This window comes from Amycolatopsis sp. TNS106, assembly GCF_019330265.1.
In the GTDB taxonomy this organism is placed as follows: domain Bacteria; phylum Actinomycetota; class Actinomycetes; order Mycobacteriales; family Pseudonocardiaceae; genus Amycolatopsis; species Amycolatopsis lurida.
Genome location: NZ_CP024972.1, coordinates 1,942,502 through 1,961,162, shown reverse-complemented (window position 1 = coordinate 1,961,162; position 18,661 = coordinate 1,942,502). Strand labels below are relative to the sequence as shown.

At 67.7% G+C, this 18,661-nt stretch carries 14 protein-coding genes; 6 read left to right on the top strand and 8 right to left on the bottom strand.

The genetic code is table 11. The annotated features are described in order from the left end of the window. Positions 1–50: 50 nt before the first annotated feature. Positions 51–1,058, bottom strand: coding sequence for a LacI family DNA-binding transcriptional regulator (locus tag CVV72_RS08695; RefSeq protein WP_219151893.1), 1,008 nt, complete (start codon positions 1,056–1,058; stop codon positions 51–53). A gap of 38 nt (positions 1,059–1,096) precedes the next feature. Next, positions 1,097–3,286, bottom strand: coding sequence for a glycoside hydrolase family 3 C-terminal domain-containing protein (locus tag CVV72_RS08690; protein ID WP_255632596.1), 2,190 nt, complete (start codon positions 3,284–3,286; stop codon positions 1,097–1,099). Between the two features lie 304 nt (positions 3,287–3,590). On the opposite strand from CVV72_RS08690, the gene CVV72_RS08685 reads away from it, so the two are divergent. The 4 genes from CVV72_RS08685 (at position 3,591) to CVV72_RS08670 (ending at position 9,822) form a co-directional block, all read left to right on the top strand. Next, entirely contained in the window at positions 3,591–6,578 is a 2,988-nt protein-coding gene (locus CVV72_RS08685) for a glycoside hydrolase family 3 protein (RefSeq protein WP_255632595.1), read from the top strand. A 62-nt stretch (positions 6,579–6,640) separates the two neighbouring features. Next, positions 6,641–7,312, top strand: a complete 672-nt coding sequence (locus CVV72_RS08680) for a hypothetical protein (protein WP_255632594.1) — start codon at positions 6,641–6,643, stop codon at positions 7,310–7,312. Between the two features lie 118 nt (positions 7,313–7,430). Next, positions 7,431–8,639, top strand: a complete 1,209-nt coding sequence (locus CVV72_RS08675) for an acyltransferase (RefSeq protein ID WP_219151888.1) — start codon at positions 7,431–7,433, stop codon at positions 8,637–8,639. After that, complete coding sequence (locus CVV72_RS08670) at positions 8,632–9,822, top strand: cytochrome P450 (RefSeq protein WP_219151886.1); 1,191 nt, start codon at positions 8,632–8,634, stop codon at positions 9,820–9,822. Before CVV72_RS08675 ends, CVV72_RS08670 begins: the two co-directional genes overlap by 8 nt. Positions 9,823–9,926: 104 nt before the next feature. Here CVV72_RS08670 and ligA read toward each other — a convergent pair whose 3' ends face one another. The 3 genes from ligA to CVV72_RS08655 all read right to left on the bottom strand — a co-directional run bounded on the left by ligA (position 9,927) and on the right by CVV72_RS08655 (position 13,672). After that, the gene (gene ligA / locus CVV72_RS08665) at positions 9,927–11,918 is read right to left on the bottom strand and encodes an NAD-dependent DNA ligase LigA (protein ID WP_219151884.1); all 1,992 of its coding nucleotides are present in this window, start codon (positions 11,916–11,918) and stop codon (positions 9,927–9,929) included. Positions 11,919–11,972: 54 nt separating this feature from the next. After that, positions 11,973–13,070, bottom strand: a complete 1,098-nt coding sequence (locus CVV72_RS08660; protein ID WP_219151882.1) for a calcium:proton antiporter — start codon at positions 13,068–13,070, stop codon at positions 11,973–11,975. Between the two features lie 65 nt (positions 13,071–13,135). After that, the gene (locus CVV72_RS08655; RefSeq protein ID WP_219151880.1) at positions 13,136–13,672 is read right to left on the bottom strand and encodes a TetR/AcrR family transcriptional regulator; all 537 of its coding nucleotides are present in this window, start codon (positions 13,670–13,672) and stop codon (positions 13,136–13,138) included. A gap of 77 nt (positions 13,673–13,749) precedes the next feature. Between CVV72_RS08655 and CVV72_RS08650 the strand changes: the two genes are divergently transcribed. Continuing rightward, a complete protein-coding gene (locus CVV72_RS08650) occupies positions 13,750–15,210 on the top strand; it encodes an aldehyde dehydrogenase (RefSeq protein ID WP_219151877.1) in 1,461 nt (486 codons plus the stop codon). Here the strand turns inward: CVV72_RS08650 and CVV72_RS08645 are convergent. Then, a complete protein-coding gene (locus CVV72_RS08645) occupies positions 15,182–15,463 on the bottom strand; it encodes a hypothetical protein (RefSeq protein ID WP_255632593.1) in 282 nt (93 codons plus the stop codon). The two genes, CVV72_RS08650 and CVV72_RS08645, sit on opposite strands and share 29 nt — an antisense overlap. Positions 15,464–15,763: 300 nt before the next feature. On the opposite strand from CVV72_RS08645, the gene CVV72_RS08640 reads away from it, so the two are divergent. Further along, positions 15,764–16,195 (top strand): hypothetical protein, encoded by a 432-nt coding sequence (locus CVV72_RS08640; RefSeq protein ID WP_255632592.1) that lies wholly within the window; start codon positions 15,764–15,766, stop codon positions 16,193–16,195. A gap of 56 nt (positions 16,196–16,251) precedes the next feature. Here the strand turns inward: CVV72_RS08640 and CVV72_RS08635 are convergent, their stop codons facing one another. Both CVV72_RS08635 and CVV72_RS08630 read right to left on the bottom strand, forming a co-directional pair. Then, complete coding sequence (locus CVV72_RS08635) at positions 16,252–17,718, bottom strand: trypsin-like serine protease (RefSeq protein ID WP_255632591.1); 1,467 nt, start codon at positions 17,716–17,718, stop codon at positions 16,252–16,254. A gap of 123 nt (positions 17,719–17,841) precedes the next feature. Beyond that, positions 17,842–18,243 (bottom strand): hypothetical protein, encoded by a 402-nt coding sequence (locus CVV72_RS08630; protein WP_255632590.1) that lies wholly within the window; start codon positions 18,241–18,243, stop codon positions 17,842–17,844. Positions 18,244–18,661 lie beyond the last annotated feature (418 nt).

The window sequence follows — 18,661 nt, the reverse complement described above, 5'->3', positions numbered from 1 at the left end:
TTCGGGACGTCTGGTGTCGCGAAAGTGGCTTTCGCGACACGCCACCGGTCCTAGGAAGGCGCGGGGCCGGTGCTGCCCCGTTCGGTCAATCGGGGTGACAGCAGCCGGACCTCGGCCTGGCCTCCGTCGTCGAGGCGGCGCATCGCCATTTCGACGGCGAGGCTGCCGAGTTCGGCGGCGGGGATGGCGATCGAGGTGAGCTGGACCGACTGCGCTTCGGCCATGTCCTCCGGGCAGACGGCCAGCACCGAGATGTCCTGGGGAACCTGCTTGCCGCGACGGTTCAGCTCGGACAGCAACGGGCCGAGGATGGCCTCGTTGTGCACGACCAGGCCGGTGACGCCAGGGTGCTCGGCGAAGACGTCGTCGAGGCACGCACGCAGTGCGTCATAAGAAGGCGCACACGGGAACGAACCGGCGTGCACCTTGCGCTTCGTCGCCGTCTGGCGGAAGCCGCGCAGGAAGCGACCCGCGTAGCTCGTGCCGCGTTTGTAGACCGCGGGGGAGGGGCCGATCAGCGCGACTTCGCGATGGCCGAGATCGGCCAGATGCGTGACGCTCGCGGCACCGGCCGCGGTGAAGTCGAGATCGACGCAGGTCAGGTCGCCGGGGTCGGCGGGAACTCCGATCAGCACCACCGGCCGGTGTAAGGATCTCAGCACCGGGAGACGCGGCTCGGAGGTTTCGACGTCCATCACGATCAGCGCGTCCGCGATGGCGGACGCGGCGATCCGGCGCAGGCCGTCCGGGCCTTCGTTCTTGGTCAGCAAAAGCACGTCGTGGTCGTAGGTCCGTGCCTCGGTGACGGTGGCCGCGACGAACTGCATGACCACCGGGACGTTCAGGTCCGTCCGCAGTGGGACGACGAGCGCGAGCACGTTGGTGCGGCTGCTGGCCAGCGCGCGGGCGCCCGCGTTCGGGTGGTAACCGAGTTCGCTGATGCTGTGCTGGACGCGGCGGCGGGTGTCCTCCGAGATCGAACGCCGTCCGGACAGCACGTAGGACACGGTGCTCGGGGAGACCCCGGCCGCCCGGGCGACGTCTGCGATGGTGACCATCAGCCGATGATAGTGCGAGTCGAATCGATTCGACGGGCTCAGCCCTTGCTCAGCTCGATCAACCGTGGCAACGCGTCGGTGGGCAGCTCGACACCCCGATACGCCATGAGTTTGGTGAACTGGCGCATCGGCATCGAAGCGACCATGCGCATCCAGTCCACGCTGCTCTCGACCCGATTGCTCTGGCCGGCGAGCAACTTGCCGAGCTCCGGCCCCACGATCGGGTGACCGAACCAGTCCTCGACCGTCGAGTCGATCGACAGGACCGGGATGATGACGTCGCCGGCGAGCGTGACGAGCGCTTCGGCGACGATCTGCGCGGCGCTCCGGCCAATCTGGACGGTGTAGTCGCCGGGCGAGACCACCCAACGGCTCAGTTCGATGTCGTACCAGGCGAAGGCGCGGCGATCGAGGGTTAGCTCGACGCGCCGGGTCTCGCCCGGTTCGAGCGAGATCTTGGCGAACGCGCGAAGCTCCCGTGCCGGGCTGCGAACGGGCGCGGCGTCGGTGGCGACGTAGACCTGGACGACGTGTTTACCGGTGCGGGTTCCGGTGTTGGTGACGGTCACCGCGACGGTGGCGGAGTCGTCGCCCGTCGCCGTGACCGTCAGTTCGCCGGTCTCGAAGGTCGTGTAGGACAGGCCGTGGCCGAACGGGTAGCGGACCGCGACCTCGGCGGTTTCGTAGTACCGGTAGCCGACCATGACGCCCTCGCCGTATCGGACGTGGCCCGATTCGCCGGGGAAGTTGAGATAGCTGGGGTTGTCCTGCAAACGAAGCGGGATGCTCTCGGCGAGGTGACCCGACGGGTTGGTGACGCCGAAGAGGAGGTCGGCGAGCGCGCTGCCGCCGGCCTGGCCGAGCAGCCAGCCGTCGAGAATGGCGTCGACGTCGTCGTGCCAGCCCTCCAGCGACATCACGCCGCCGTGGGAGAGGACGACCACGGTGCGCCTGCTCGCCGCCGCGACCGCCTTGATGAGCTCGACCTGTGCCGCGGGGAGGTCGATGGTGTCGCGGTCGAATCCCTCGGATTCGTCGCTTTCGCTCAGACCGGTGAACAGCACCGCGACGTCGGCTTCACGGGCGATCTCGATGGCGTTGTCGGCCAGGCCGCGCGCGTAGGTCACGGATTCCCCGAGTTCGCGGATCGCGCCGAGCGCGGTGTCCACCCTGGTGGGATTGACGTGGGAGCTGCCGCCGCCCTGGAAGCGGGGGTTCTCGGCGAATTCGCCGATGACCGCGACCGCCGACCGCGTGGTCAGGGGCAGCGTGTCCCGGTCGTTCTTCAGCAGGACGGCGCAGTCGGCGGCGACCTCCTTCGCCACCCGGTGCTGCTCTTCGGGATCCACGTCGCCACCCGGCGGCAACGCCCGGCCGATGAGGGCGAGGACGCGGCGGACACTCCTGTCGACGACGGCTTCGTCCAGTTCCCCGCTCCGGACCGCCGCCACGATCTCGGCGTCGCCGCTGCCGCCGGTGCCCGGCATTTCGAGGTCCAGCCCGGCCGCGAGCGCGGCGACCCGGTCGTTCACCGCGCCCCAGTCCGAGACGACGGTGCCCTCGAAACTCCATTCGTCCCGCAGGACGTCGGTGAGCAGGCGGCGGTTCTGGGAGGCGTAGACGCCGTTGATCCGGTTGTACGAGCACATCACCGTCGCCGGGTGCGCTTCGGACACGACACGTTCGAACGCCGGGAAGTAGATCTCGCGCAGGGTCCGTTCGTCGACCTCCGCGCTGACCCGCATCCGGTCGGTCTCCTGGTTGTTGGCCGAGAAATGCTTCACCGACGCGCCCGCGCCTTCGGCCTGCATGGCCCGCACGTAGGCGCCGGCGAGGACGCCGCTCAGCAACGGGTCCTCCGAGTAGTACTCGAAATTGCGGCCGCACAACGGGGACCGCTTGATGTTCACGCCCGGGCCGAGTACCACCGAGACCCCGGCCGCGCGGGCCTCCCTGCCGATGGCCGCGCCGATCCGCGCGGCGACCTCCGGATCCCAGCTGGAGCCCACCGCGACCGACGGCGGGAAACAGGTGGCGGACACACTCTCGTGCACGCCGAGATTGTCGGCCTCGCTGTCCTGCCGTCGCAGGCCGTGCGGGCCGTCGGAGAGCATGATCGACGGGATTCCCGCCGCCTCGATCGCCTCGGTGTGCCAGAAGTCGGCGCCGGACAGCAGCGACGCCTTCTGTTCGAGCGTGAGGCCGACGGGTTCGATCTGGGAGGTCAACGGGATTCCTTCCGGCCGGCGACTGTCCACTGTGTTCGAGAGTGCCAGACGGATCCGTGCTCGCTCGGGTGAACGCGGGGCTAGCGACGCTAGGAAAGCTAGCGGTACTAAAGGTCCCTTGCTCTCTTTTCGGGGCGATCGAAGAGCCATTGTCTCGTCGTGTCCGGTCCGCTAACATCGCCGTAACGCGACTGTCGAATCGATTCGACACTCAGGTCTTTCGCTCGATCACCACCGCTCGAAACTCGCCGAATATCGCCGCCCGTTGCGTCGAAGCGCTTCGATTGATTGCGATGGAGACTTCATGAGCAGAGCAGCTCTCCCCGTCCGCCTCCGCAGGATCGGCATGGTCGTCACGACGATCACCCTGGTGCTGGGGCTGGCCTCACCCGCGGTCGCGGACGAGCTGAACGCTCTTCCGTTCCGCGACCCCGGCCTCCCGCTGACCACTCGGGTGGACGATCTGGTGCGGCGGTTGACCCTCGCGGAGAAGGTGTCGCTGCTGCACCAGTTCCAGCCGGCGATCCCGCGGCTGGGCATCCCCGAATTCAAAACGGGGACCGAGGCATTGCACGGTCTCGGCTGGACGACCGAGCGCGAGAACGGTGCCGTCGTGACCGCGAACGCCACCGTCTTCCCGCAGGCGATCGGGCTCGCCTCCACGTGGAATCCTGCGTTGATCAAGCAGGTCGGCGCGGTCGTCGGGGACGAGGCACGGGGCTACCACTCGCAGGATCCCGGGTTCTGGGGGCTCCAGCTGTGGGCGCCGGTGGTGAACCTGCTGCGTGATCCGCGATGGGGACGCAACGAGGAGGGCTACTCCGAAGATCCCTTCCTGACCGGGGCGATCTCGACGGCGTACGGCAAGGGGATGACCGGCGACCATCCCGAGTACCTCAAGACCGCTCCGGTACTGAAGCACTACCTGGCCAACAACAACGAGATCCGCCGCGACACCACGTCCTCCAACCTGCGACCGCGCGTGCTGCGCGAGTACGACGAGCAGGCGTTCAAACCGGCTGTCGCGGCCGACGCGGCGACCGGCGTGATGGGGTCGTACAACCTCGTCAACGGACGGCCCGCGACGGTCAACCCCGACCTCGACGACGTCGTACGGACTTGGACCGGCAAGACGCTCTACAACGTCAGCGACGCGTCCGCCCCATACAACCTGACAGGCTCCGAGAAGTACTACGGGACCAATGAGGAGGGTTTCGCGGCCACCCTCAAAGCCGGTTTGGACGGCTTCACCGTCGACAACCAGAACCCCGCCCCGACCATCAAGATCATCACGTCCGCGCTGGCCAAGGGATTGCTCGCCGAGGCGGACATCGACAGGGCGGTGAAGCACGTCCTGAGCGTGCGCTTCCGGCTCGGCGACTTCGATCCGGACGGTGGCCCGTACGCCAAGATCGGCAAGGACGTGGTCAACAGCCCGGCGCACCGGCAGCTCGCCCGCAAGTCGGCGGGCGAGGCCATGGTGCTGCTGAAGAACGACCGCGGCACTCTGCCGCTGGACCCGAAGCGCGGTGTCGCGGTCATCGGGCCGCTGGAGAAGACCCTGTACACAGACTGGTATTCCGGCGGACTGCCGTACAAGGTGACCCCGGTCGACGGGATCCGTGCGCGGCTCGGCGGCGGGGCACAGGTCACCGACACCGAGGCCGTCGACCGGATCGCCTTGCGCGACGCCGCCACCGGCAAATACCTCAGTGGCGGCGCGGGTGATGCGGGTGCGGTGCTCAAGACCGGCGCCACCAGCGTTGGGGCCACGGAGCAGTTCGACGCGTTCGAGTGGGGCGACGGCGTGCTGACCTTGCGCAGTGTCGCGAACGGGAAGTACGTCGAGCGGCAGAACCTCGCCGATGCCACCAGCCCGTTCCTCAATCAGGCACCGCAGCCGCGGGACTGGTTCGTCCACCAGCAATTCAAGCTTGAGGACGCGGGTGACGGCGCGGTCGTGCTCAGGTACGCCGGTTACGAGATCCCGAACGACTGGGACGGGCCGAACAGCTATCTCACCGTCGCGGCCGACGGCACGCTGACCTTGGGCTCGCCGAACGCGGCTGGGGCGACCAAGTTCCGCAAGGAGCAGATCACTTCGGGGATCGACAGCGCGGTGAAGGCGGCACGCTCGGCCGAAACGGCGGTCGTGGTCGTGGGCAGTATGCCGTTCATCAACGGCCGGGAAGACCACGACCGCACCACGACGGCACTGGCGGCGAGCCAGACCGAGCTGATCAAGGCCGTGCGCGAGGCGAATCCGAACACCGTCGTGGTGGTCGAGAACAGCTATCCCACGACCTTGACCTGGGAACAGGAGAACATCCCGGCGATCGTGTGGACGTCACACGCCGGCCAGGAGACCGGCAACGCGCTCGCCGACGTGCTGTACGGCGACGTGAACCCGGCGGGACGGCTCACCCAGACCTGGTACCGCTCGGACGCCGATCTCCCGGACATCCTCGACTACGACATCATGAAACGGGGCAGCACTTACCAGTACTTCACCGGTGATCCGCTCTACGCCTTCGGTCACGGTCTGTCCTACACGGACTTCCGTTACAGCGACCTGCGCCTCGGGAAACCTGGTCCACAAGGGACGTTCGAAGCGACCGTGAAGCTGACCAACACCGGGAAACGCGCCGGTGACGAGGTCGTGCAGCTCTACACCCATCAGCTGGTCTCTCGCGACAAGCAGCCGAATCAGCGGCTCCGCGACTTCGAACGGGTGCACCTGGAGCCGGGGCAGACCAAGACGGTGCGCCTGTCGGTGCCCGACCTCCGGCATTGGGACGTCACCCGGGGCAGATGGGTGCTGGAATCATCCGTCCACGAGGTGATGGTCGGTGCGTCCGCCGCCGACATCCGGCTGCGCTCGGCGCTCCCCGTTCGTGGCGAGCAGATCCCGCCGCGCGATCTGAGCCGGCAAACCAGGGCGATCGACTTCGACGACTACTCCGGCGTCGAACTGGTCGACGAAAGCAAGGTCCGCGGTGACGCGGTGGGCGTCGGCGCGGGCGACTGGCTGCGCTTCAGCGACGTGGATTTCCGTTCCGGTGCAAGGACCTTCACCGCCAGAACGGCTCGCGCCGAACCTGGGGCGTCCACTGTGGAAATCCGGCTCGACGGCCCACACGGCAGGCTGGCCGGAACCGCGCGGATCGCCAGTACCGGCGACAAGTACACGTACTCGACGACCACCGCGGCGTTGTCCGGGCTGAACGGGCGGCACGACGTCTACCTCGTCTTCATCTCCGATTCGAGAATCAGCACGTTCTCTCTGCGGTAGCGGTCCATTTGGTGAGAAGACACGGAAGGAACCCGGCTATGCGTAGGCAAGCACGATGCTTGATGAGCAGTGTCATCCTGGCGTTGGTCGCCACCCTGGTGCTGGGAGGGACGGCGCAGGCTGCCACCTGGAGCTCTTCGGACAAATGGGGGAGCTGGTCGAACGGCGGCTATACCGTCCGCAACAACGTCTGGGGCGGCGGCTCCGGCCCGCAGTCGATCTGGGCGAACTCCTACAGCAACTTCGGCGTCTGGGCGAACCACCCGAACACCGGTGGAGTGAAGTCGTATCCGCATTCGGCGAAGAACGTCGGCCGCCAGTTGAGCGGACTGCGAAGCCTTTCCAGCAGCTTCAACGTCTCCAGGCCGGGTGGCGGCGCCTACGCGACGGCGTACGACATCTGGGCGAACAACAACGCCTACGAGATCATGTTGTGGATGAACAAGCAGGGTGCGGTGGGCGCGATCGGATCGAAGGAGACCACGGTGTCCGTCGGCGGCCACACCTGGGACGTCTACCGGGGGAGCAACGGCGCCAACGCGGTGTTCTCCTTCCTGCGTACCTCCAACACGAACGCGGGTTCGGTCGACGTGCTCGCCGTGCTGAACTGGATCAAGAACCGCGGCTGGTACGGCGACGTGACGGTCGGCGAAGTACAGTTCGGCTTCGAGATCACGTCGTCCAGTGGCGGCATGAACTTCACGTCGAACAGTTACTCGGTTTCGTCTTCCTGATCGGTTGCCGACTGCACCCCCTCGTGCGCGGGGCCTTTCGCACCACGCACGAACGCCCTAGATCAGGTCCGCACCGGCGGAGATGCCCAGGTGAGGAGCGGCCGCTGACGATGGGGACATGGACATTCCCCTCGCGTCCGCCCCCGGATCGGGCCGTCGGGCGGCGCGAAACGCGCGGGCCCCGCGCCTGCCGTCGCTGACAGGGATGCGCTTCGTCGCCGCGCTCATGGTCTTCCTCTCCCATCTCACCCTGGAGGACCTGTTCGCCGACGACGGCGTCCAGCAGTCCACGACGGCGACGTTCATCCAGGGCGGCTTCACCGGAGTCGGATTCTTCTTCGTGCTCAGCGGTTTCGTGTTGGCCTGGTCCGCGCGGGAGAAGGACACGGCGCGGACGTTCTGGCGACGGCGGTTCTTCAAGATCTACCCGAACCACGTCGTCACGTTCATCGCGGCGGCGTTGCTGCTGGGGTTCGTCGCGAACGAGACCTTCGACTTCGGGACCGCGGCGCTGAACCTCTCGCTGGTGCAGGCCTGGGCGCCGGTCGACGGCGGCTTCAACATCGTCTCGTGGTCCCTTTCCTGCGAAGTGCTGTTCTACCTGTCGTTTCCCTTGCTGTTCCGGTACATCCGCCGGATCCGGCCGGACCGGCTGTGGCTTTGGGCCGGTGGGGTCGTCGGGATGATCCTGCTGGTCCCGCTCGCCGCGACCTCGCTGCCGAACGAGCCCTACCTCTGGTACGCGGAGACCTCGGTGCCGCGGTTCTGGTTCGTCTACGCGTTCGCCCCGGTACGGCTGCTCGACTTCGTGTTCGGCATTCTGCTGGCCCGTGTTGTGCTGGAGGGGCGCCGCCTGCCGCTGGGGCTCGGCTGGGCCGCGGTCCTTTCGCTGGCCGCCTACGCGGTGGCGCCGCTGTTCCCGATGACTTACAAGCTGACGGCGGTCACGGTGGTTCCCCTCGGCCTGCTCATCGCGGCGGGCGCGGTGGCCGACCGTGAAGGACGGCGAACCTTCTTGGCCGGCCGCCGGATGGTGTGGCTCGGCGAAGTCTCCTTCGCCTTCTACATGGTGCATTGGCTGGTGCTCACCTTCGGCGTGCGCTGGCTCGGGGACCAGTGGGGCACTCCGGCGGCACTGGGAGTGGCCGCCCTGCTGTTCGGCGTGACACTCGCTTTGGCGTGGCTACTCCACGCGGGCGTGGAGCAGCCCGTCATGCGGCGGTTCTCCATTCGGCGCAGACCGCGGCTCGTTCTGTATCGGCAAGAACCGGCATCCGCGAAGGCCGCGGCACCGGAACCCACGGTGAGGATGGAAGACCATGGCTGAAGAACTCGACAGTTTCCCGTTCCCCTTGGGCCCGCGCGGCCGTCCTGTCGACGACTACGAACGCCGTCTGCGGGAATGCCCGCTCGGCAACGTACGGCTGCAGAGCGGTGACGTCGCCAGGCTCGCGGTCCGGTACGACGACGTCGTCAAGGTGCTCAGCGATCAGCGATTCAGCCGGAACCTCACGTACGAGGGGGCGCCGAGGCAGGCCGACGGTCTCGATTTCACCGTCGACCCCGACATCATCATGAACATGGACCCGCCCCGCCACACGCGGCTGCGCCGTCTGCTGGCGGGGACCCTGACCCCGCGCAAGGTGGAGGAGTGGCGGCCCAGGGTGCGCACCATGGCCAACAAGATGATCGACGGACTCGAAGGTCCCGTCGTCGACGTGGTGAGCACGATCGCGTTCCCGTTCGCCGTCGAGGTGATCAGCGAGGTGATGGGGGTACCGGGGATCGACGCCGAGCGGATCCGGCACTGGTCGGATCTCCTGCTCCCTTCCGGCGGGCTCGGGATCGAAGAGCAGACCGCGGCGCTGATGGAGTTCGCGGCGTACTGCGTCGAACTGATCGAACAGGTCCGCCACCTGCCGGGCGACGGCGTGCTCCAGACGATGATCCAAGCGCGCTACGAAGGTGACCGGCTCACCGACGACGAGCTGGTGCGCAACACGATCGGGATGTTCCTCGCCGGACACGAGACGACCGGATCGGTGCTCTCCCGTGCGTTCCTGCGCCTGTTGGCCCCGCGTGAGCATTACGACCGTCTGGTCGCCGAGCCCGGTCTGATCCCCGGCGCGGTCGAAGAGCTGCTGCGCGTCGAGGTACCGGGGGACGGCGCTCCGCTCCGGGTCGCGTTGGAGGACGTCGAGCTGGCGTCCGGGACGATCCGCAAGGGCGAAGCGGTCGTCGCGTCCTTCGTCGGGCCGAACTACGACCCGTCGATCTACGACGCCCCGCGAGAGCTACGGCTCGACCGGGACGAGAAGGCCCATCTGACCTTCGGCCGCGGTGTGCACTTCTGCCTCGGCGCGAATCTGGCGCGGATGGAGATGCAGGAATTGATCGCCGCCTTCGTCGACCGGCATCCGAGGCTCTCGCTCGCCGAAGACCCGGACGAGGTCGAGTGGACCGACAGCGCCTTCAAGCGGCCGTCCCGGCTGCTGCTGAACCTGCGCTGAACAAGCCCGAAGCGAGCTTTCCCGCTTGAGACGGTGCTGTTGGTCGTGAGTGGTAAGGAGCGTTCTAACGACACTTATCACTCACGACCCCCGCGACCCCGTCACTAAACGACACCGGCTCCGATCAGCTGCTGCCAGATCACGCCTTGGTCCACGACCTCGACTTCGAGTTTCTCGGCCTTGGTGAGTTTGCTCGCCCCGACGTCTGCGCCGGTGATCAGCATGTCCGTGTTCGCCGAAACCGAGGACGCGATGGTCGCCCCCGCCTTTTCGCACAGCCGCTGGAAGGTCGGGCGCGGTACCTTCTCACCGGAGCGGGGGTCGCTGATCGAGCCGGTGACCACCACCGTCTTGCCTTCCAGCGGCGCACCGGCCGCGACGACCGGCGGGAGGTCTTCCTCGCGTACGTCCAGTGAGACTCCGGCTTCCCGCAGGCGCTCGAGCTCGGGACGCAGCCGGGTGAGATGCTCGATCAGGGACGCGGCGACCTTCGGGCCGATGTCCTCCACGGCGACGAGACCCTCCTCGCCGGCGTCCGCGACGGCTTCCAGCGAACCGAACCCTGCCCGGCACAGCCGCGCGGCGGTGCCCTCGGAGGCCATCGGGATCGCGAGCCCGATCAGCGCCCGGCGCAGGCCGACGGCCCGGCTCGCGTCGATCGACTCGATCATGCGCGTGGCGGAGACTTCGCCGATGCGGTCGAACTCCAGCAGCTTCTCCTTGGTGAGCCGGTAGAAGTCCGACGGGTGTTCGAGGATTCCGGCCTCGGCGAGCCGCTCGATCCAGACCCCGCCGATCGCGTCGATGTCCGCGGCCGCGCGAGACGCCCAGTGGATCAACCGGCGGACGGTCTGGGCGGGGCAGGCGACGTTGGTGCAGAACAGTTCCCGGCTGTTGCCCTGTTCGGTCAACGGTTCTTCGCACGACGGGCACACCGAAGGCGGCACGATCTCCCGTTCCTCGCCGGTGCGTTTGGCCGCGTCGAGAACGCCCGCCACGAAGGGGATCACGTCGCCCGCACGGCGCACCAGCACGGTGTCGCCGATCTTGATGCCGCGAGCCTTGATGACCTCTTGGTTGGCCAGGGTCGCCCTGGTGACGGTGGTCCCGCCGACGAACACCGGTTCCAGCCACGCGACAGGCGCGATCTTGCCGGTCTTGCCGACGTCCCAGACGACATCGGCGAGCACGGTGGTCTTTTCCTCGGCGGCGAACTTGAACGCCAGTGCGCCGCGCGGTGAGCTGGACCTGGTCCCGGCGGCGGCGTACGCGTCGCGATCCGCCAGGCGCAGCACCGCACCGTCGAGGTCGTAGTCGAGTTCGTTGCGCTGCTGCTCGATCGTCGTGATGACCGCCTGCGCCGCCTCGGCGTCCTCGCAGTGGCGCATGTCGGCGGCGGCGAACCCGAGTGTCCGGAGCGCGCCGTCGAGATCGGTTTCCGCGCTCTCGGGCTCCGTGGAGAGATCGAAGGCGAAGAACTGGAGACGCCGTTCGGCGACCGTTGCGGGATCCTTGGCACGCAGCGTGCCCGCGGCGGCGTTGCGCGGGTTGATCAGCGGCTTGTCCGGGTGAACTTTGTTGTAGGCGGCGAAAGTGGAGCGCAGCATGACCGCTTCACCGCGGACCTCGACCCGGCCGGGCGCGTCGACCTTGTCCGGGACGCCGTCGGTCAGCGCCCGGACCAGCATCGTCACGTCGTCGCCCGTGGTCCCGTCGCCGCGGGTGACCGCCCTGGCCAGCCGCCCGTTCTCGTAGACCAGCGCCAGCGACAGGCCGTCGAGCTTCGGCATGACGACCACCGGCTGCCCGGGGAACCGGGTGAAGAACGCCGCGACCTGCTCGGGCTTGGTCGCCTTCTCCAGCGACAACATCGGACGCGAGTGCCGGATGGGAGCGTGCAGGATGGCGGGCGCGCCGACTTGATCGAGCGGGTTCGGATCGGGGGCGAGCTCGGGGTTCGCCTCGATGAGCCCGCGCAATTCGTCTTCGATCGCGTCGTAGTCGGCGTCGGCGACCTTCGGCGAGCCCCGGTAGTAGGCGTCGCGAAGGACGACGATCTGATCGGCGAGTTCTTGGATGCGGTCCCGAGCGTTCACGGGGCAGAGATTACCCGGGACCACCGACAGAACACCGTCCGAAGAGGACTCGTGTCACGGGTTGATGGCCAGCACCAGGAACGCGGCCAGCAGGACCAGGTGCACCCCGCCCTGCAGCCGGGTCGCCCGGCCGGGGACGACGGTGAGCACGCTGACGGCGATCGTCAGTGCCAGCAGCACGATATGCGTGGCGCCGAGGCCCAGCATCAGCGGCCCGTCCAGCCAGAGCGACGCCAGCGCGATGGTCGGGATGGTGAGGCCGATGCTCGCGATCGCCGAACCGTAGGCGAGGTTCAGGCTGGTCTGCATCCGGTCGCGCCGCGCGGCCCGGGTCGCGGCCAGCGTCTCGGGCAGCAGTACCAGCATGGCGATCACGACGCCGACGAACGACTGCGGGAAGCCCGCGGCGCGGACCCCCGCTTCGATCGCGGGCGATTCGACCTTGGCCAGTCCGACGACGGCGACGAGCGCGACCAGCAGGAGCCCCAGGCTGGTCAGGGCCGCCTTGTCGGTCGGCGGTTCGGCGTGCTCCTCTTCCTTTACGGCGCCATCGCTGTCGACCGGCAGGAAGAAGTCGCGGTGGCGCACGGTCTGCGTGAGCACGAAGAGTCCGTAGAGCAGCAGCGACGCGACCGCGGCGAAGGTGAGCTGCGTGCCGTTGAAGGCCGGGCCGGGCGTGCTCGTGGTGAACGTGGGCAGCACGAGGGTGACGGAGGCGAGGGTCGCCACGGTGGCGAGCGCGCCGCCACTGCCTTCGGGATTGAAGTGCGTCTCGCCGTAACGGCGGGCGCCGACCATGAGCGAGATGCCGGCGATGCCGTTCATCGTGATCATCACCGCGGCGAACACGGTGTCGCGGGCGAGGGTCCCGGCCTCGGGGCCGCCGGAGGACATCATCGTCACGATCAGCGCGACCTCGATGACCGTGACCGCGATCGCCAGCACGAGCGAGCCGAAGGGCTCCCCGACACGGTGGGCGACCACCTCGGCGTGGTGCACCGCGGCCAGCACCGTCCCGCCGAGCGCGAGCGCGACGATCACCACGGGCACCGGGCCCAGGTCACGGCCCCAGCTCAGCGCCAGCACGACTATGGCGAGAACCGGCATGACGGTGGTCCAGGACACGGGGAATCGTCTGCGCGAAGCGGCCATGAGGTCACCTTCGCACACTCTGCGTGACGTCGCCCTTCCATAGGGGTCGCGGGGTGACGAAGTTCTTAGCGGACACCGACTCCGTCGAGGAAGGTCTCGACGAGCAGGTCCGCCGCGCGCGGAGCGTCCATGTCTTCCCGCGACGCCAGGTGGAGGAGCTGGACCAGCAGGCGGCCCGCCCAGCCATCCGGAATGTCCGAGCGGAGGAATCCCTCGTCGGTGGCCCGTCGGAGGAACGTTTCCACCTCCGCGGAAAGCCGGTTCCGGCGGTCCTGGATGGAGGGTTCGGCGCGCATCCGGGTCAGTTCGACCGGCCATCGGCGATTGACTTCGATGATGCCTTCGACGTAGCGGTGCAAGGCCACGGGAACCGCCGTCTCGGTGAACCGAGCAGCGTCGACGACCTCTTCGACCGCGGCCAGCCGGGAGTCGTAGATGGCGGCCAAGAGCTCCTCGCGGGACGCGAAGCGCCGGTAGACGGTGCGCCTGTCGACGCCGGCTTCGGCCGCGATCGCGCTGATGCTGGCCGAGGGGTCCTGAGCCAGCATCCACGCGCCCGTGGTCAGGACGGCTTCGAGATTGCGCGCCGCATCAGCTCTCATGCCGGGAATGTATCACGCGGTTGTGTCGTTAATCGAAGTAAGTGCTACGTTGATGTGACAGTTAGAGAGGTGGAACGGTGATCACGAACGACAGACTGTTCATCGGGGGCGAGTGGACGACGCCGAGTAGGCCGACGCGACTGGACATCGTGTCCCCGCACGACCAGTCGGTGCTCGGGCGCGTCGTCCAAGCCCTTCCCGCCGACGTCGACCGTGCCGTCGCCGCGGCCAGGGCCGCCTTCGACGAAGGTCCATGGCCGCGGACGCCGCCGGAGGAGCGGATCGCGGTTCTGCGGCGGTTGAACGCTTTGCGGGAAGCCCGCGCGGACGAGGTCGCGAAGCTGATCTCCGCGGAGAACGGTTCGGCTCTCTGGTTCACGCGGGCCGGGCAACCCGGAGTGGGGCGGATGACCGATTCGTATCTGAAGGTGGCCGAGGATTTCGGATGGGAGGAAACGCTCACGCCCTCGGACCCCTCCTCGCCGTTCCGGTCGATCGTGCGCCGGGAACCGATCGGGGTGGTCGCCGCGATCATCCCGTGGAACTCGCCGTTCTCCGCGTCGATGGCGAAGATCGTCCCGGCGCTTCTCGCGGGGAACACGGTCGTCCTGAAGGTCTCGCCGGAGAACTCGCTCAGCATGAGCCTGCTCGCGGACCTGCTGGCGGAGGCCGAGCTGCCGACCGGGGTGATCAGCGTTCTGCCCGCGGACCGGGAGACCAGCGAGTACCTGGTGAAGCACCCCGGCGTCGACAAGATCGCGTTCACGGGCTCGACCGCGGCCGGCCGCCGGATCGCGGCACTGGCGGGGGAGCGGCTGAAGCGGGTGAGCCTGGAGTTGGGCGGCAAATCCGCGGCCGTGATCCTGCCCGACGCCGTCCTCGAGGACGTGATCGCCGGGCTGAAGTTCGGGTCCCTCCTCAACAACGGCGAGGCGTGCATCGCGCAGACGCGGATCCTCGCGCCGCGTGACCGGTATGACGAGGTCGTCGCGGGGCTCAAGGAGATGATGGACTCGCTCGTAGTGGGCGACCCCGCCGACGAGAAGACCTTCATCGGCCCGATGGTGCGGCCTGGCCAGCGGCAACGGGTGCGCGACTACATGGAGATCGGTGTCGCCGAGGGCGCGCGGCTGGTCACCGGAGGACGCGAAATCCCGGCAGGCCTGGACAAGGGCAACTACGTCACGCCGACGTTGTTCGCCGACGTCGACAGCACGATGCGCATCGCCAAGGAGGAGATCTTCGGGCCGGTGCTGGTCGTCATCCCGTACGACGACGAAGACGACGCGGTCCGCATCGCCAACGATTCCGAGTACGGGCTCTCCGGCGGCGTCTGGTCCGCGGACGAGGAACGCGCCCTTGCCGTCGCCCGGCGAATGCGCACCGGGACCGTCACCGTCAACGGTGCGCCGATCGGCTTCGATGGCCCCTTCGGCGGCTACAAGGCCAGCGGAATCGGCCGCGAATACGGTGCCGCGGGCCTTGCCCAGTACGTGGAACTCAAGACCATCACGAAAGACGGGCGTCGGGGATCCTGACGGTGATCCGGTCGTCCGCGTCCACGATCCGCTGAAGGCGGAACCGGCAGAGGGCGTAGAACATCTCGCCCAGCTCTTCGGGGTCGATGCGGCCTTCGAGGTCGCGCTTGCTCGCGTTGAGCACCCGGCTGATCACGGCCGAGGGCACCCGGCCCCCGAACTCGCCCATCAGCCAGACACCGATTTCGCCGATCTCGTCCGTGATCGTGTGCTGCGCGGCCATCGGCCGTACCTCTTCGCGTCGGAGTGTCACGACACTCCGACGGACGACCGGAACACCCATGACGAGGTATCCGCGAGATTGCTCCGCTCGGCCTAACCGGAGCCGGTTGCACCGAACCGTGCAGTGGGCCGGGCCGATCTCCGGGAGAACCCCGATGTGATCGACAGCGGGGTGTGTCAGCCTCGAGGTTGACCATTGTGGACAGTCGGAGAGGAGGGCACACGCGTAGTGGCCCCAGCAAGTGATGAAGAGACCACGCGATGGATAGCGGAGCTGAAAGCCCTCTGTGAACTCTACCGATCCGCGGAGATCGCGGGATCGACAGAGGCGGTGTCACACGCGGGGTGGCACACCGGGGCCCGGATCGGGACGAGCACCGCGGACGGGCGGATGCTGGCCTACCACGATTCGGGTGTCGAGGCGGAATGCGTCTTCCGGGAGGGAGAGCGGACGCTGTTCAACATCATGAGCACCGGATACGGGATCGACACCGGCGAGCGCGGGTTCGCGGTGTGGAGCAGCCGGCCGGGCGTGCTCGGAGGGATCGACAGCGAGGTGACTCGACTGGAGGTGACCGACGCGGACGGTGACGTCGTCCGGGCCGCGATCGTGGCGCACACCTTCGCCGTGGACGTGGACCTGGGTCCGGCGCCCCAGACGATCGACGAAGTGTTCGCCCCCTGGGAGCCGCCGGAGCTGACCGTCCGGGTGTACGGCGAGGGCGGCGCGGTGCGGTACGAAGGTCCTTTGCTGACCGCGTGAAAGTAAGTGAAGGCCCCCCTTCATCCGAGGAAGGGGGCCTTCACTTACTTGTGAGGTCAGCCGTTCGGAGTCGTGATCACCGCGAACGTGGATCCCTGGCCGGCGATCCGTTCGCTGAGATCGGTGGTGATCGTCTCGATCGGCGCGTAGTTGTTCAGTTCCCCGGCCTGGCAGGGGCCCGACCGGGACTGCTGGTTGCCGACCAGGATGCCGAGCGCCGCGTGGTCGGCCTGGCTGAACAGCGGTCCGCCGCTGTCGCCCGGACGAGCGCAGAGGTCGGTGTTGATGCCGACGTCCGTGGAGAGGACGCGTCCGCATCGGGTCCCGACGAGGTAGCCGGCGCCCGCGCCGCTGTCGACGGAATCGGGGTAGTTCACCGCGCTCGACGCCGTCCCGGAGGCGCAGACGACGTACCCGGCCTTGATGTCGGCGAGCTTGCGGGCACTGGTGATGTACTCGTCGACCGAAGTGGCCTGCGCGCCGCACGGGGTGTCACCGTTGCTGTCCATGCCACCGTTGCGGCAGTACTTCAGCACGCGGTTGCGGCCGGTCTGACCTTCGAGCCACTGCGTCGCCGCCGCGTCGTTCACGTACGGCAGGGCCGCGTAGTCGTACGGATACGAGCTCTTTTCGATGCCGTGCTGCTGCAGGACGTCGTTGCCGTTGTGCTGTGTCGGCGTGTTGTTGGTCTTGGTCCGCATGCAGTGGCCCGCGGTGAGCACCCAGCCCTTGCCAGGGAAACCGCCACCGGTGGACCGCAGGTTGAAGCCGCTGGTGCAACCGCCCCAGGTGCCGTTGTCGCGCTTCATGTCCAGCCGGATGCCGCCATGCATCGGCCCGTAGTTCGTGCAGTAGAGCGGATGACAGAAACCCAGATCCACGTTCGCCGTGGACAGCGCGTTCGGGTTCTTCAGCACACGGGAGACGACCATGCCCGATTCCGCGGCCGCGGCCTGCCCGGCGGCGTTCGTCTCGGCGGAGGCCGCGGTGCGCATGGCCGCCTTCTCCTGCGCCACCCACTCGCGTTCCCAAAGCACGACCCGGTTTTCGGCCTCGCTCACCGAAGGCAGGTAGACTGCTTCCGGTCCGGCACCGACCTTGGCCGCGACACGTTCTTTCGCCGCCGTGAGCTGCTGCAACGAGTGCTGGACCTGTTGCGTGCGAACGGCGGAACGGGCAGGCATGGCCTTCAGATACGGCTCGGCCGCCGAGGGCTTGGTCATCGCCACGACCAGCTGCCCCTTGTCCTGGTCGAGCCACATGCCGCCGTATTCGGCGCCGCGGTCGCGGCGCAGCAGCTCGTCCAGCTTGAGGCTGTCGTGCTGCAATTCCAGGCGCCGCAGCGCCTCCTGCTCGCTCACTCCGTAGTTCTCGACCAGATAGCGCATCGACTCCCGCACCGAAGCGGGGTCGAGCGAGGTGTGGAACGACTGCACGGTGTCGGCCGCCGCCGGGCTGCCCAGTGCCGTGGCCGTTGCCAGCACCGAAACGGCCAGGGCCCCCAGTCTTCTAGCTCTCCGCACGAGATCTCCTCACATGTCGGGACTTCGCGATCATTCAACCGGAAGTCACCGCATGGGCGGGGAGATTTTCCGACATCGCCGTGCCCCGTGCCCGCGAGGTGGCGGGCACGGGGCACGCTTCGGCTACAGACTCGGCTCTCGTCGCTGTTTTCCTTGCCGGGATTTGACGATCCAAGCGCCGAGGAGGGTCAGGAGACCGACGGTGGTCCCTGCCGACACCCCGATTTGCGGAGTGCTGATCCTGACGACGCCGACGACGACTCCGCCGCCGATCATCAGCAGGAGGCACATCCGCAGGGTCGGTGCCCAGCCGGCGAGGACCGCCATCGCCAGGCAGAGCCAGCTGTCGCGCGTCTGCTCTTTGCGATGGCGTCCCGGTGTCCTCAGCAGCGGCCGCGCCGCACGGATCATTTCCGCGGACGTCGCCACTCGCCGAGGCGGCTTCTCAGCGTGTTCGATGACGACTTTGACCCGTTGGGGCGGTTCGTTGTCTGGTGTCTTCGTGTTGTCAGGCTGTAGGGTCACGACCGTCCTGTCCTTGTTCTAGCGAGCGGGCGAAGGGACATCCGCGTGGCCTCCTGTGACAGCAGGGGGCCACGCGTGCGTTACCGGTTCTTGACCGGTGCGGCTGAGGACATCTTGGCGAAAGCAGACTGTGACCGTTCAGTAGTACAGCGTGTGTCGCGCTGAACGGTATGCACGCGTCGCTCAACGGTCTGGGTGACGCCGAAAACTACTCAAAGTAGTGGGTGGGTCCGAATGGACCAGTGCCGCCGAGAGGTCTCCGCGGCCCCGGATCTTGCTTTCCCCGGTCGAGCCAGGTCAACGCCGGTTCTGCGGTGACAGCGAAGCCCGCAGGTGGAGGCCGACATTGGCACGGTGGAACAAGCTGTTTTCGCAGTGTGCGAAATGCTGCTCGCACCTGTCGGGTTCGGGCGGACTT